The sequence below is a fragment of the Mesorhizobium sp. WSM4850 genome, assembly GCF_055811735.1.
This window is the reverse complement of sequence record NZ_JBVVPV010000022.1, coordinates 74,535-87,234: the sequence shown is the minus strand read 5'-3', so window position 1 is coordinate 87,234 and position 12,700 is coordinate 74,535. Positions and strand designations below refer to the sequence as shown.

Sequence of the window (12,700 nt, the reverse complement as noted above, 5' to 3'; positions counted from 1 at the left end):
CGGGCGAAACCCCGGCAATCCCCGCCGCCTGCTGAAGGGTGAGGGGCTTTTGAACCTCTTGAAGGTTCGCCGCCTGACTGCATGCAGCATTTTCCGTGCTTTCCAACATCGGGCTAAGCCCCCTCTCTCTTCTCGGCGAGATAGGCAGCGATGCTGACAGTTCGAATCGGTGAGGCCGGCCCAAATGTTCCGCGCTCCTTCGATGCTGGCACCCCCAAGCACATGGCGGCATTCTGACCTTTCGCAGGCATCACCGGGCAGAGCGTGCGCTGCACCTTCCAGAGGGCAGGGAACAGCGGGGCCAGACGATGCGGCATCTTCTTGCCCTGGCGGCCAAGCCTCTTTGCCAGCCATAGTGCCTGTCGCTCGCTCTTGAGCGCACCGACATCAACGCCATGCTTGCGGAGCCATTCCCGCAAAGCGAACAGCGGCTCTGGCCATTCGTAGGAGTGGCAATCTTTTCTTGATGCCTTGAGGTCGTAGAGCGCTGCTCTTGAAGGCTTGCGTCCTTTCTTCCCTCCAAAGCCTCTTGCCGACGATGAGGGAATGCGTTCGTTCGCGATTTTGACGGTCTTAGTAAAAGTCTCCTTTTCTGTAGAATTCTCGGTTCCAGTCTCTTCTCCGTCTCGTGTGACTGTCTCCGTCTCAGTCTCCTTATGTCGACAGGGTCTCGACACAGTGTCGGGATTGTGTGGGGTCATGAGGCTCTCCTGGTCATGTAGGACGAGTTCCCAAGCCTTGAACCGTTGATGGTTTCCACGGTGCTTGGGATCAGGGCCGGTTGCAGTTCGGCTTCGGCTATTTCGCGCACGGCATCACTTTCGATGTCGGAGACTACGCGAACGATGGATTTCTGATGGCTGACGTTCATTGGCTTGTTGTGGCCAAACCAGCCAATGACGAAGTACTCGTCTGTATCGGGGTCGAAGGCGAGCAAGCCGCCCTCTACCAGGTGTCGACGAGCATTCTCCATCCGCTCGACCGGCCATCCCAGGTCGGCAGCGGCGTAGGCATCAGGCATTCTGAAACAGCCCGCGCTGGTCTGATGCTCGCTGGTCAACAAGAACATATGTAGGTATCTGGCATCGTCAGTAGGCAGCGCCCGAAACTTCCTTGATCGCCAAACCTTCGGACTGATCTTTGAGAATTCGCGGCTCATGTCGCGCCGCTCCTCTCTGCCGAAAACTCACCGTAATGGTATTGTTCTGCCGCTGTGCGTGCAGCTGCCGCTTCGTCGAAGCTACCAAAGGTCCCAAGTACGCAGTTTTGTAAATCAAGACCGATGAAGGCTTGCCAGCGACCACTAGCAGTCTGCGTAACGCCGACCCTGCCACTGCTGTTTCGCTTACCTGGCCGGCGGTTGCGAGCGTTCTGGAGCGGCGTCGCCTCTCGAAGGTTTATCCAACGATTATCGGCACGCATGCCGTTCTTGTGGTCGACCTGATGGGTCGGCCACTTGCCAGTCATAATGAGCCAGATAACGCGGTGCGCTTTGTAGAGTCGGTAGTCGATCTCGACTTGAGTGTAACCTTCACTCGTCCGCGTGCCTGCTAGCGCACCACTGAGGGTGCCCGGGCGAGCGACGCGCCAATTCAGAGCGCCGGTTTCCGGATTGTAGATCAGCAGAGCCCTTGCGCGTTGGGCAGTAAGGGCCGGAAGTAGGGGGCGGGGAGCCATCATCGCACCCCCAGACCTGCCAACCGGCAAACCTCAAATGCAGTTGCCGAAGGAACTCGAAAGCGCGCTGCAATGACTGCGACGGCATATGAACCATCATCAATTGCAATTGCCGTTTCGGGGTGAGTTTGGTAAAGAGATGCCGCGACAGCATTTCTATCTACCGAACCGGTCAGCCCTGCCAGGCTGGCCGTTTCCATTTGTAGGGTCATCGTCTTATCCCCCCACCTTCGGAAGAGATTCAACGTAGCTCTGAAGCTCGGATACCAATACGAGCGTCCGCTTGCCGTTCTTGCGTGGTGTGATTTTACCGGCCTTAAATAGCTTATAGAGGCCGCTCCGGCTAATGCCGGACATGCTCACAGCATTGGCGATATCGACTGATATTGTGGTCATCTGATCTTTGTCTCCATTTGGATGCACGTGGACGTTTGTGCATGGTGTGAGGATGACAAAGAGACGAATACATAAAAACGGGGGCGCGATTAATTTGCGCGTCGATTAGCGAGGCGATTTCTCAAAGGTAGAATCGATTACCCCGCATCGATTTCCTGAGCGGGGCGCCCCGCTCCCGTCCAAGCCCGCATTGTTGACTCGGGATAGCCGGCCAAAACACGTTCGCGGATACGGTCCACTTGCTTTTTCGACACTGGGTGGGCGAGCTTATAAAGATCTTGCTTTGAATGGGTTCGGCGAGTGGGCGAGGCGTCCACAATGCGGCGAAACTCGCGTTCGAACGCTTTCGACTTCGAGCCTGGCGCCTCGTTTGGTTGCTGCTGGGCGGTCCCAGCCTTTGAGACAGTAGCCTTGAACTTATCAAGGCTCGCCCTGTCGAAATAGACGAACTGATAGCCGTCACCGCCAACGCCAGAATCAAATGGCTTGTGGGGGTTCATCTGTCCCCAATAAAAGCGAACGGCGGCGCGTTCGGTATGCCACATGTGGGCGGGCAGCGGATCGCTTATCTTGCCTCCCTCTTTGGGACGCAAAGCAGCAACCAGTTCTCCCTCTGCGCACGCTCTGACTATGTGCGCAACAGCGCCATCAAAGCGCGCCCGTAACGCAGTCAAGCTTTCGTCCGCCTGCTCTGCTAGATCCAAACCGGCGGACCATTCATCTTCAGAGAACACCAGGGGCTTTGGACCATAGGCTCGATACTCGACCGGCGTTCTTCCAAATTCGGGCCGGTGCGTTCGCAGGAGCGAGTTGATGCTTTCCTTGTGCCATGGTTTCGCGCTCGATTGGGTTAGGCGGCCAAGCTTGCCGCCGAGCAGGGGAATTCTGGGAAAGTTGAGCGGATCGCTTGAAATTGGCTCGGCCCCGGTCCAAGCCTCGCCATAAACCGCTTGGCCCACTTCAATAACCGCGCGGGCTGCGAATACGAAGCCGGGGATGTTGACAGGCCACCGGCCTGGATCTCTCCAAAATTCAATACGAGCACTCATCGCAGCACCTTCGCGATGCACCTTGAGGGCCGCAGGGAAACCGGGGTGCTTACCGGCTTGTCAGATGGCCGTCCTATCCCTGCGGTTTCGATCAGACCTTTTGAACCTTTTGAGTGTTCCAGCTATGGGCCATTCGAGAATTTTTCATCCTCTGAGTTTCACGACATTATTGCCTTTCGACGCGGCGAGATAATCGGCCCAAGCCTGCATCAGCTTGCGGCGCTTCTCCAATGCGTCAGAGCGGCGATAGGCACGTTCGGTTTCGTCCCCGACCTTATGGGCCAGGGCAGCCTCCGCGACCTCACGCGGGAAGCTGGTGGCGTCGCCGCACCAATCACGGAAGGCAGAACGAAAGCCATGAACCGTAATTGCCGCCTGTTTCATACGCCGCAGCAGCATCATCATCGCCATGTTGGATAGGGGCTTCTCACCGTCGCGGGTAAAGACAAATTCGCCGGGTTTGTTGCCCTGGCGTTGCTCGCGTAGATACTCCAGAACGGCCAAAGCCTCTTTCGACAGCGGCACCGTATGCGGCGCCCCCGCCTTCATGCGCTCTTTAGGGACATTCCAGAGCTTTGCCCTGAAATCTATTTCTGGCCATTTCGCCCCGAGCGTCTCGCCGGACCTGGCAACCGTCAGGATTGTGAATTCCAGCGCCCGAGCTGCCATGGCCTCGGCCGCTCGAAGTCTCCCCACGAATGCGGGAACGTCAGCGTAGGGCATGGCCGGCTGATGGCCGCGCTGCAACCGCTGGCGCTTGGGCAGGAGGTTTCGGAGATTGCCACGCCATGCGGCTGGATTTTCTCCAGAGCGCCAGCCCTTCACCTTGGCGAACTCAAGAACGCGCTCGATACGGCCTCGAAGCCTTGATGCGGTTTCCGCCTTCACCATCCAGATAGGCGCCAGCACTCCGAGAACGTCCTCGGTTGTGACTGTGGAAACTCGCTTTGGCCTTATGCTCTCACAAAAACTGGTGAGGGTCTGATTCCATTGGTATTCGTGCTTCGCGTTGCGCCACTCGGATTTGATGGTGGCAATGTATTTGTCTGCGCACTCCCCAAAGGTCGGCTCGGCTTCCCTAGCCTTCTCTGCAATCGGGTCGCGGCCTTCCTCCACTGCCGAACGGCAGTCCACGGCCCTCGACCTGGCTTTAGCGAGCGAGACTGTGGGATAGGCGCCTAGGCCCATCTCCCGGCGCTTGCCGTCACGAGCCCACATGAACAGCCATGACTTGGAGCCCGAAGGCGAAACCCAAAGGTACAGACCGCCGCCGTCACTATGGCGGCCGGAAGCCTTTTCCGCTTTCACGGCTACATCAGAGAGTTTGTGCAGCGTTCGGGCCATCGTCCCCACTTCTATCCCCATTTCGAAGTGGGGATAGTACGGGACGGGGTGAAACAGTCCAAGACAATTAAATCCAGAACCCCAGTATTTTCAACGTCTCCGAAGATGGTGTGGGACGCCTTGAAACGGCAGTTCGGTGGACCTCAGCTCCACCAGCGGAAATTTACTCCAGTAAAATCAAGAAGATAGCTGTAGCGGCGCACCCCGAACGCGCTCTGGCGGGCTTTGAGCTTGGGGCTTTTAAACCTGACCATCAAGCCATTCTCGCAGATCGGGGTCCTCGTGACCTTCAGGGATAGGCGGTCTCGTTCTGACGTACCAGATCACGCCAAATCCAACTGCCGCCCACGCGCCAGCAACCACGAATGTGATGATGTCAGTCACTTCAAACCCCTAAGCCCGACACATCATTAGCTCGACCGAAATCGCCCCACAAGAGCAGAATCAGGTCGTTGCGGGAGTGGGCTGGTGCCTAGCCAAGGGAAGTCCTGCTGTTGTCAGACGCCTAACTAAATCCAGCCGTTCCGCACGGCTGTCACAGCCGCTCACGATGGCCTGCTCTGCGACGATCCGATGGCATTCGTCAGACAGGTTTGCGCATTGCCGGCGGCGACACGGTTGAAGCGGCCTGCACAATCGGCATAGTAGGCCGGTCGTGAACCACGGGAGGGCCACATGAAGCTCGGATTGCTCACCGCACCGTTTGCCGACACCCCGCTTGGCGAGGTCGCCGACTGGGCAAGTTCTGCCGGCTTCGAGGCGCTGGAGATCGCCTGCTGGCCGAAATCCTCAGGCGCAGCCCGGCGCTATGCCGGCACCAGCCATATCGACGCCGCCTCGACCTCGACCTCGCAGGCCAAGGAAATCGCCGCCGCACTGGCGGAAGAGAACCTGTCGATCTCCGGCCTCGGCTTTTATCCCAATCCGCTGCATCCCGATGCCGCCCACCGCAAGGCCGTCGTCGATCATTTGAAGAAGGTGATCGTGCTGGCGAGCCATATGGGCGTGCCTGTCGTCAACACCTTCTGCGGCGGCGACGCCTCAAAAACCATCGACGCCAACTGGCAAGAGGCACTCAAACTGTGGCCCGATATCATCGCCCATGCGCGCGACAACGGCGTCAAGCTGGCTTTTGAGAACTGCCCGATGATCTTCAGCTACGACGAATGGCCGGGCGGCCACAACATCGCCTATTCGCCCTATATCTGGCGCCGCATCCTCGAGGCATGGGGCGGCGACGTCGGCATGAACTTCGACCCGTCGCATCTGGTCTGGCAGATGATCGACCAGGCCCGCTTCATCAGGGAATTCGGCCCGTACATGCTGCATGTCCATGCCAAGGACCTGATGATCGATCATGATGGCCTTTACGAGCGCGGTATCCTCTCGGCCGGCATGGGCTGGCAGGTGCCGCGCATGCCGGGGCTTGGCGATGTCGACTGGAATGTGATCTTCTCCGGCCTCTACCGCGCCGGCTACGACGGAGCCATCATCATCGAACACGAGGACCGGCGCTTTGAGGGAAGCGACGACGACGTCAAGCGCGGCTTTCTGCTCGCCCGCGACGTGCTGCGCCCCTTCGTGAAATGAGGCCCCTTTTCGAACTGAACTGAAAACAAGGTGGAGGAAGACTGAAATGAAAAAATATCTGGCAATGGTCCCGCTGCTTGCCGGCGCGGCGTTTCTGGCTTCGGTGGGCATCTCGTCCGCTGAAGCCAAATACACGATCGGCGTCTCCAACACGGTGCAGGGCAATGGCTGGCGCGAGGAGATGATCTGCGCCATCAAGGCGCAGGCGCTTGCCTCCGGCGAGGTCACCAAGCTCAACATCGCCCATCGCAACACCGACGCCGCCGGCCAGCTCGAGGATATCCGCAACCTGATCAGCGCCAAGGTCAACGCAATCGTCGTCAACCCGGCCGATCCCGCCGGCATCAAGTCAGCGCTTGAGGAAGCCACCAAGGCCGGCATCGTCGTCGTCGCCGTCGACCAGGCGGTCACCGAGCCTTCGGCCTACATCATCTCCAACAACCAGGAACAGTATGCCTATCTCGGCGCCAAATGGCTGTTCAAGCAGATCGGCGGCAAGGGCGACGTCGTCTATATGCGTGGCGCCGCCGGCGCCTCGGCCGACAGCGACCGCGACAAGGGTTTTAAGAAGGCGCTTGCCGAATTCCCCGACGTCAAGGTCGTGCATGAGGTCTTCACCGGCTGGCAGCAGGACCAAGGCAAGCAGCAGATCCTCGACTTCATCGCCACCGGATCGCCGTTCAACGGCATCTGGACCTCGGGCATCGACAATGTGATCGTCGATGCGCTGGTCGAGTCGCAGACGCCGCTGGTGCCGGTGGTCGGCGCCGACAATGCCGGCTTCGTCGGCCAGCTGAACTCGGTCGAAGGCCTTGTCGGCGCGGCGGTGACCAATCCTGGTTCGATCGGCGGCGCTGGCGTGACCCTGGCCCTGCAGATCCTGAACGGCAAGAAGCCGGCGGAGCAGACCGTTCTCGTCGAGCCGCAGCTGTGGGAGAACGCCACCGAAGAGGGCAAGGCCAAACTGAAGGGCGTCGCCGATCCGTCGCTGAGCCCGGAATGGCCGGTCTCGATCTCCATTCCGGAATGGACCACCTACACCAAGGAGCAGATCATCGCCTGCAAGGGCCCTGGCGAGTAATCGCTGCCGCGCTTCTGCCTTCTCCCCTTGTGGGAGAAGGTGGATCGGCGCGCAGCGCCGAGACGGATGAGGGGTGCTGGAAGGAATGAGAAGTTGGTGTTCCCTGGAACACCTCTCATCCGACCTCGCTTCGCGAGGCCACCTTCTCCCACAAGGGGAGAAGGCAGGATCGCCATTTTAGACAACTTGCAACGAGAGCAACGCGATTTTGACCACCAACCCTCTCCTGGACGCCACCGGCGTCGTCAAGACTTACGGCGCAGTGGTGGCGCTGCGCAACGCGTCGCTGTCAGTTCTGCCGGGTGAGGTTCACGCGCTGATGGGCGCCAACGGCGCCGGCAAATCGACGCTGGTCAAAATCCTGACCGGCGCCATCCGCGCCGATGCCGGACGTATCCTGATCCGCGGCGAGACGCGCGACGTGCGCTCGCCCGCCGATGCGCGCCGCGCCGGCCTGCTTCCCGTCTACCAGGAACCGTCGCTCATCCCCGATCTCGACGTCGCCTCCAACCTTCGCCTGACCGACACGCCGGTCGAGCCGTTCCGCGCTTGGGTGCGCGAACTCGGCATTCCCGACCTCGACATCCGCGACATCGCGCGCGACATCCCGCTGGCCGTGCTGCGCGTGCTCGATCTGGCGCGCGCGCTGGCGGTCGAGCCCGACGTTTTGCTGCTCGACGAGATGACCGCGGCACTGCCGGCGAACCTTGCCGAAAAGGTGCTTGAGGTCGTTCGCCGCCAAGGCGACAGCGGCCGTTCGGTGATCTTCATTTCCCACCGTTTCGTCGAGATATCGGCGCTTTGCGACCGCGCCACCGTGCTTCGCGACGGCGAGACTGTCGGCGTCGTCGACATCGAGCCGGGCGTCGAGGAGCGCATCGTCGAGATGATGCTCGGCGCCAGGATCGAAAAGACGCGCGTGACGGCGCGCCAGGCGGGCCAGGCCGCTTCGCCTGGGGATAGCCGTCCACGCCTCGGTGTGGCGAACCTTCGTGTCGGCACCAAGCTCAACGACGTCTCGTTCGATCTGGTGAACGGCGAAGTCGCGGGCGTCGTCGCGCTCGAGGGGCAAGGCCAGGACGAGCTGTTCGCCGCGCTTGCCGGCTCGATCCGGCCGTCCGGCGGCACCATCGAAGTGGACGGGCAGCCGGTGAAATTCGCGCATCCGGCCGATGCGATCCGCGCCGGCATCGCCTATGTGCCCGGCGACCGCACCGAAGCGCTGACCATGCAGCGCTCGGTGCGCGAAAACATCGCGCTCCCGTTCAGCGCCGCCTTGCGCAACTGGGGACCGATCAACATGGCGCAGGAACGCTCAAGGGTCGTCAGCGCGATCGAGCGTCTGCAGATCGACACCCGCGCCCAGCGCGAGGTGCAGCGCCTGTCCGGCGGCAACCAGCAGAAGGTGACGATCGCCCGCTGGATCGCCGCTGAAGCACAGACCATTCTCTGCTTCGACCCGACGCGCGGCATCGATGTCGGCACCAAGCAGGAGATTTACAAGCTGCTGCGCGAACTCGCCGACCAGGGCAAGTCGGTGCTGTTCTATACATCCGAACTCGAGGAGGTGCAGCGTGTCTGCGATCGCGTCATCGTCATCTTTGGCGGGCGCGTCGTCGATGTCTTCCCCGTCGAACTCGCCGACGAACCGGCACTGATGCGCGCCGCCTACGGCTTGCCGCGCGGCGCCAAGGTGGACGTCGGCATTCTTGCCGATATCCACTCGAGCCCGGTGGCGAAACCTTGACCCGCCTCGTCCGCCGTCAGGGCTGGGTCGCCGGCCTGCTCGTCCTGTTCGTGGTCCTGTTGGTGATCACCAGGCTCATCCAGCCGGGCTACGGCAGCGGCGATTTCGGCTCGCTGGTGCGCGCGGTGCTGCCCTACGCCTTTGCCGTGGCCGCCCAGACGATTGTCGTCATCGCCGGCGGCATCGACCTTTCCGTCGGCGCGATGATGGCGCTGACCAGCGTCACCGCCGCCACGATGATGGACGGCGCCAGCGAGGAATACGCGCTTTTCGTCGTGCCGTTCGTGCTGGCCATGGGGTTGGTGCTGGGCGCCGTCAACGGCATGCTGATCGTCGTCACCCGCGTGCCCGATATCGTCGTCACGCTGGCCACCCTCTTCGTCCTGCAGGGCGCGGCGCTGCTGGTGCTCGGCGCGCCCGGCGGCGCGGTCGCCGAATGGCTGCGGGCGACCATCGTCGGCACCGTCTCGATCCCGGGCTTGCCAGAAATCTCTGCCTGGATTCCGAAGGCGCTGGTGCTTCTGGTCGTCTGCCTGTGCATCATCTGGATACCCCTGAAGCGCTCAAAACTCGGCTTGTCGATCTACGCCATCGGCAGCAGCGAGCTCGCCGCATTTCGCAGCGGCGTGCCGGTCGCGCGCACCAGGATCATTGCCTATGCACTGTCGGGGCTTTTCGCTGCCATGGGCGGGCTGGCGCTGACCATGAGCACCGGCATCGGCGCCCCCATTCCCGGCCCCTATCTTCTGGCCAGCGTAGCGGCGGTCGTGCTCGGCGGCGTCGCACTTGGCGGCGGCAAGGGCGGACTGCTCGGCCCGATCGTCGCCGTCTTCGTGTTGCGGCTGGTGCGCACCGACCTGACGCTGCTGGCCATCGATCCCAACGTCACCGCAATCATCGAGGGCGCGATCATGGTCGCCGTCGTCATGTTCGGCGCCTTCATCACCATGCGGAGCCGCCAATCATGAGCAATGGCGTGAGGCTGGTTTATGGGGTCGGTGCTCGACGGCGCCCCCCTCTGTCCTGCCGGACATCTCCCCCACGGGTGGGGAGATTGGCAGCTTCGGCGCCTCGCTTATTCTTGGAACGCCGACAATTGGCGAAAGCCGTCGCGCCGTCCGATCTCCCCCCAAGTGGGGGAGATGTCCGGCAGGACAGAGGGGGGCGCCGTAGAACGCCATCCTGTCCCGGCATCGCGCCACCCCAATCGCGAGCAACCTCATGAGCACAACCGCGATCCAACCCGTCCCCTTCGGCCGCCGCCTCAAGCGCTTCATGGCCGACCGGCCCTTGATCCCGCTGATCATCCTGCTGGTCCTCCTGGTGCTGGTGCTGCAGATCCTGCGCCCCGGCATCGTCAACGAGCGCTGGCTCGCCAACACCGTCAAATTCGCCATTCCGCTGGCAATTCTCGCCGGCTGCCAGACCATGACCATGCTGACCGGCGGCATCGATCTGTCGGTCGGGACCGTGGCGACGATGAGCGCCTTCATCATGGCGACGCAGGTCGTCAATCATGACCCGGCGGTGGCGATCCTCATCGCCTTGGTGCCGGCGGTGCTGATCGGCCTGGTCAACGGCATCGGCGTCGGCGTGTTTCGCGTGCACCCGCTGATCATGACGCTCGGCACCAGCCTGATCGGCACCGGCTGCCTGCAGGTCTATCAGCGCACCGTCATCGCTTCGGGCGCCAAGATTCCGCCCTTCCTGGCCTGGTTGGGCACTGGCCTCACCTATGGCGTGCCCAACGCGCTGCTGCTGTTCGTGCCCATCGCCGTCCTCATCGTCTTCACCTTGAACCGCACCGGCTTTGGCCGCCTGCTTTACGCAGTCGGCGACAATGAAGGGGCGGCACGCCTGTCCGGCGTCCGCTACTGGCAGGTCATCACAGCGCTCTACGTCATCTCCAGCGTGCTCGCCGGCATCACCGGGCTGCTCTATATAGGCCTGATCAAGGCGCCGTCGCTGTCGCTCGCCGAGCCGCTGGTGCTGCCTTCGGTAGCGGCCGCGGTGATCGGCGGAACCTCGATCTTCGGCGGCCGCGGCGGCTACACCGGCACGATCATCGGGGCGCTGATCCTCACCGTGCTGACGACCCTGCTGACCATCCTACAAATGCCGGAAGGCGCGCGGCGGATACTGTTCGGGCTGATCGTGCTGTTCGTGACGGCGGCGTATTTGCGGATTATTGAGGATCGGTAGGGGAAGCGCTGGAGCCGGGGCCTCTTTTGACCGAAGCATAGTCTACGCCGCCTGAACGATCTCGACCAGTTCAACGTCGAACACCAGATCCTTTCCGGCCAACGGATGATTGACGTCGAGCTTGACGCTGGCGTCGTCGACGCCGACGACCGTCACCTGCATGGGGCGCCCTTCGGGGGTTCTGGCCTGCAATCGAGTACCGATATCGAGGTTGAGGTTGTCCGGCACCCTGGCGCGGTCGACGGTCATGACCGCTTCGGGGCGGTGGAGGCCATAGGCAGCGTCGGCGGGAACGGTGACGGTGCTTTTCGCGCCTACCTCCATGCCCTCGACATGGGTCTCAAGGCCGGGGATCACTTGCCCTTCACCGAGCTTGAATTGCAGCGGTTCGCTGCCGGAAGAATCGAATTGAGTGCCGTCGGCTAGACGTCCAGTATAATTGATGCGCACGGTGTCGCCATTCTTGGCCTGTGTCATGGCAGTCATCCTTTGGGAGTTTTTGAGGGACCGGCCAGAGTTCTCGGTCCGTTTTCGATCATCTACGCACTAAGGTGCGCGGCGCGAAACTCTAAAACTAGGGGCTTGTCTGCCGATGTAAACCCACAATGCCGATTGAGCCCCCTGCGTAAAGACAGGTCGCGGAGGAGGACGGGGATCTGTTCGCCAAGGGCGCGCATTTTTCGAGCATGTCGTGGCGACAGAGATTGCGAAGACTCTGATCGGCCACCCACCCCGGCGGCTCTTGGCGCTTTGCTGATGTTGAGCGACGTCAGTTTTCGCCCAAATCGCATCAGCCTTCACACAGCCAAGCTCCCCTGCTCCACCTCCTCCGCATTAGGATCCCCCGGTGCAGTCGCCCAGGCCAATTCCACCAGCGTCACCGTCCGCCTTCCAACCCCGTCGAGCTGGCAGACGATCAGCCCCTGCTCCTCGATATAGGTCAGTAGGCGCCGGGCGCGGCGCAGCGAGTGCGAGCCATAGGCGCGGGCGATCGGCCAGCTTCTCGCGCCACGCGTCCGTGCCCTCTGGCGTGTCAAGTTCCTCGCCAGAGTCGACGCGCCGGTCGGGGGCGACAGGTGTCGTTGCATCGATAATCACCTTGGACGAAATGCCGTTCGGCACGCCGGCCGGGTCGAGCAAGTTTTCCGACAGGTTCGGAATGGTCACGATGCCGCCCGACGGGTTGACCTTCACCGAGATCGCCCACATGGACAGGCGCGGGTTTGCCGCTCTCGACGAAACGTTTGAGCTGGAACAGCATCGCGCCCCACAGCGTGTTGCACTTCTGGAAATGCCCCCCGCGGTGCGGCCAGCCGCCATGCTTGAGCGAGATCGCGCGTTCGCCCGTCCGGCATGTCCTCAAATACGTATTCCACCATGGTGCCGACCGAGTCGCCTGGACCCTGCGTGCAGGTCCACAGCACGCCCGACGCGTCGCTACGGTCAACGCGCCAGCTGAAGTCCGGCGCACCTTCATAGGACAGCGTCCATTCGCTCCCCACTTTGCCGTCGCCGGTCACCTGGCTCGTGTTCCCTCCGCGCAAGCCATGGCGAGTCGCTATGGCATCGTGCACGGAAGACGCCACCGCCTTTACGGCAAGTTCGTGATCAATT

General features: G+C 61.8%; 13 protein-coding genes and 1 pseudogene. 5 read left to right on the top strand and 9 right to left on the bottom strand.

Annotated features, from left to right (window positions below; genetic code table 11):
* Window positions 1-113: 113 nt before the first annotated feature.
* The 7 genes from AC0L2Z_RS20610 to AC0L2Z_RS20580 all read right to left on the bottom strand — a co-directional run bounded on the left by AC0L2Z_RS20610 (window position 114) and on the right by AC0L2Z_RS20580 (window position 4,466).
* On the bottom strand, window positions 114-701 hold the full coding sequence (locus tag AC0L2Z_RS20610) for a hypothetical protein (protein ID WP_473629162.1): 588 nt from the start codon (window positions 699-701) through the stop codon (window positions 114-116).
* A complete protein-coding gene (locus tag AC0L2Z_RS20605; RefSeq protein WP_473629161.1) occupies window positions 698-1,159 on the bottom strand; it encodes a hypothetical protein in 462 nt (153 codons plus the stop codon). Before AC0L2Z_RS20605 ends, AC0L2Z_RS20610 begins: the two co-directional genes overlap by 4 nt.
* On the bottom strand, window positions 1,156-1,680 hold the full coding sequence (locus tag AC0L2Z_RS20600; RefSeq protein ID WP_473629160.1) for an HNH endonuclease signature motif containing protein: 525 nt from the start codon (window positions 1,678-1,680) through the stop codon (window positions 1,156-1,158). Before AC0L2Z_RS20600 ends, AC0L2Z_RS20605 begins: the two co-directional genes overlap by 4 nt.
* Window positions 1,677-1,889: a hypothetical protein gene (locus tag AC0L2Z_RS20595; protein WP_473629159.1), complete on the bottom strand. Its 213-nt coding sequence runs from the start codon at window positions 1,887-1,889 to the stop codon at window positions 1,677-1,679. Before AC0L2Z_RS20595 ends, AC0L2Z_RS20600 begins: the two co-directional genes overlap by 4 nt.
* Window positions 1,890-1,893: 4 nt before the next feature.
* Window positions 1,894-2,073 carry a helix-turn-helix domain-containing protein gene (locus AC0L2Z_RS20590; RefSeq protein WP_473629158.1) on the bottom strand — a complete coding sequence of 60 codons (180 nt, stop codon included), beginning with the start codon at window positions 2,071-2,073 and terminating at the stop codon, window positions 1,894-1,896.
* Window positions 2,074-2,210: 137 nt separating this feature from the next.
* Window positions 2,211-3,122 carry a hypothetical protein gene (locus AC0L2Z_RS20585; protein ID WP_473629157.1) on the bottom strand — a complete coding sequence of 304 codons (912 nt, stop codon included), beginning with the start codon at window positions 3,120-3,122 and terminating at the stop codon, window positions 2,211-2,213.
* Between the two features lie 144 nt (window positions 3,123-3,266).
* Window positions 3,267-4,466, bottom strand: coding sequence for a tyrosine-type recombinase/integrase (locus AC0L2Z_RS20580; RefSeq protein WP_473629156.1), 1,200 nt, complete (start codon window positions 4,464-4,466; stop codon window positions 3,267-3,269).
* A 675-nt stretch (window positions 4,467-5,141) separates the two neighbouring features.
* Here AC0L2Z_RS20580 and AC0L2Z_RS20575 point away from each other — a divergent pair.
* The 5 genes from AC0L2Z_RS20575 (at window position 5,142) to AC0L2Z_RS20555 (ending at window position 11,086) form a co-directional block, all read left to right on the top strand.
* Window positions 5,142-6,056, top strand: a complete 915-nt coding sequence (locus tag AC0L2Z_RS20575) for a sugar phosphate isomerase/epimerase family protein (RefSeq protein ID WP_023800490.1) — start codon at window positions 5,142-5,144, stop codon at window positions 6,054-6,056.
* A gap of 46 nt (window positions 6,057-6,102) precedes the next feature.
* Window positions 6,103-7,137 carry an ABC transporter substrate-binding protein gene (locus AC0L2Z_RS20570; RefSeq protein WP_473629155.1) on the top strand — a complete coding sequence of 345 codons (1,035 nt, stop codon included), beginning with the start codon at window positions 6,103-6,105 and terminating at the stop codon, window positions 7,135-7,137.
* Between the two features lie 208 nt (window positions 7,138-7,345).
* Window positions 7,346-8,884: a sugar ABC transporter ATP-binding protein gene (locus AC0L2Z_RS20565; protein ID WP_287281918.1), complete on the top strand. Its 1,539-nt coding sequence runs from the start codon at window positions 7,346-7,348 to the stop codon at window positions 8,882-8,884.
* Window positions 8,881-9,852, top strand: a complete 972-nt coding sequence (locus AC0L2Z_RS20560; RefSeq protein ID WP_128181350.1) for an ABC transporter permease — start codon at window positions 8,881-8,883, stop codon at window positions 9,850-9,852. The genes AC0L2Z_RS20565 and AC0L2Z_RS20560 overlap by 4 nt, the downstream gene beginning before the upstream one ends.
* A gap of 253 nt (window positions 9,853-10,105) precedes the next feature.
* Window positions 10,106-11,086: an ABC transporter permease gene (locus AC0L2Z_RS20555; protein WP_473629154.1), complete on the top strand. Its 981-nt coding sequence runs from the start codon at window positions 10,106-10,108 to the stop codon at window positions 11,084-11,086.
* Window positions 11,087-11,128: 42 nt separating this feature from the next.
* Here the strand turns inward: AC0L2Z_RS20555 and AC0L2Z_RS20550 are convergent, their stop codons facing one another.
* The gene (locus AC0L2Z_RS20550; protein WP_473629153.1) at window positions 11,129-11,563 is read right to left on the bottom strand and encodes an FKBP-type peptidyl-prolyl cis-trans isomerase; all 435 of its coding nucleotides are present in this window, start codon (window positions 11,561-11,563) and stop codon (window positions 11,129-11,131) included.
* Window positions 11,564-11,883: 320 nt separating this feature from the next.
* Window positions 11,884-12,078: pseudogene (locus tag AC0L2Z_RS20545) on the bottom strand (ATP-binding protein); the annotation flags it as partial.
* Window positions 12,079-12,700: the final 622 nt, after the last annotated feature.

Excerpts from the sequence above, each read along its gene's own strand:
- AC0L2Z_RS20610 (WP_473629162.1), bottom strand. The coding sequence starts at position 701 with ATGACCCCACACAATCCCGACACTGTGTCGAGACCCTGTCGACATAAG.
- AC0L2Z_RS20605 (WP_473629161.1), bottom strand. The coding sequence starts at position 1,159 with ATGAGCCGCGAATTCTCAAAGATCAGTCCGAAGGTTTGGCGATCAAGG.
- AC0L2Z_RS20600 (WP_473629160.1), bottom strand. The coding sequence starts at position 1,680 with ATGATGGCTCCCCGCCCCCTACTTCCGGCCCTTACTGCCCAACGCGCA.
- AC0L2Z_RS20595 (WP_473629159.1), bottom strand. The coding sequence starts at position 1,889 with ATGACCCTACAAATGGAAACGGCCAGCCTGGCAGGGCTGACCGGTTCG.
- AC0L2Z_RS20590 (WP_473629158.1), bottom strand. The coding sequence starts at position 2,073 with ATGACCACAATATCAGTCGATATCGCCAATGCTGTGAGCATGTCCGGC.
- AC0L2Z_RS20585 (WP_473629157.1), bottom strand. The coding sequence starts at position 3,122 with ATGAGTGCTCGTATTGAATTTTGGAGAGATCCAGGCCGGTGGCCTGTC.
- AC0L2Z_RS20580 (WP_473629156.1), bottom strand. The coding sequence starts at position 4,466 with ATGGCCCGAACGCTGCACAAACTCTCTGATGTAGCCGTGAAAGCGGAA.
- AC0L2Z_RS20575 (WP_023800490.1), top strand. The coding sequence starts at position 5,142 with ATGAAGCTCGGATTGCTCACCGCACCGTTTGCCGACACCCCGCTTGGC.
- AC0L2Z_RS20570 (WP_473629155.1), top strand. The coding sequence starts at position 6,103 with ATGAAAAAATATCTGGCAATGGTCCCGCTGCTTGCCGGCGCGGCGTTT.
- AC0L2Z_RS20555 (WP_473629154.1), top strand. The coding sequence starts at position 10,106 with ATGAGCACAACCGCGATCCAACCCGTCCCCTTCGGCCGCCGCCTCAAG.
- AC0L2Z_RS20550 (WP_473629153.1), bottom strand. The coding sequence starts at position 11,563 with ATGACACAGGCCAAGAATGGCGACACCGTGCGCATCAATTATACTGGA.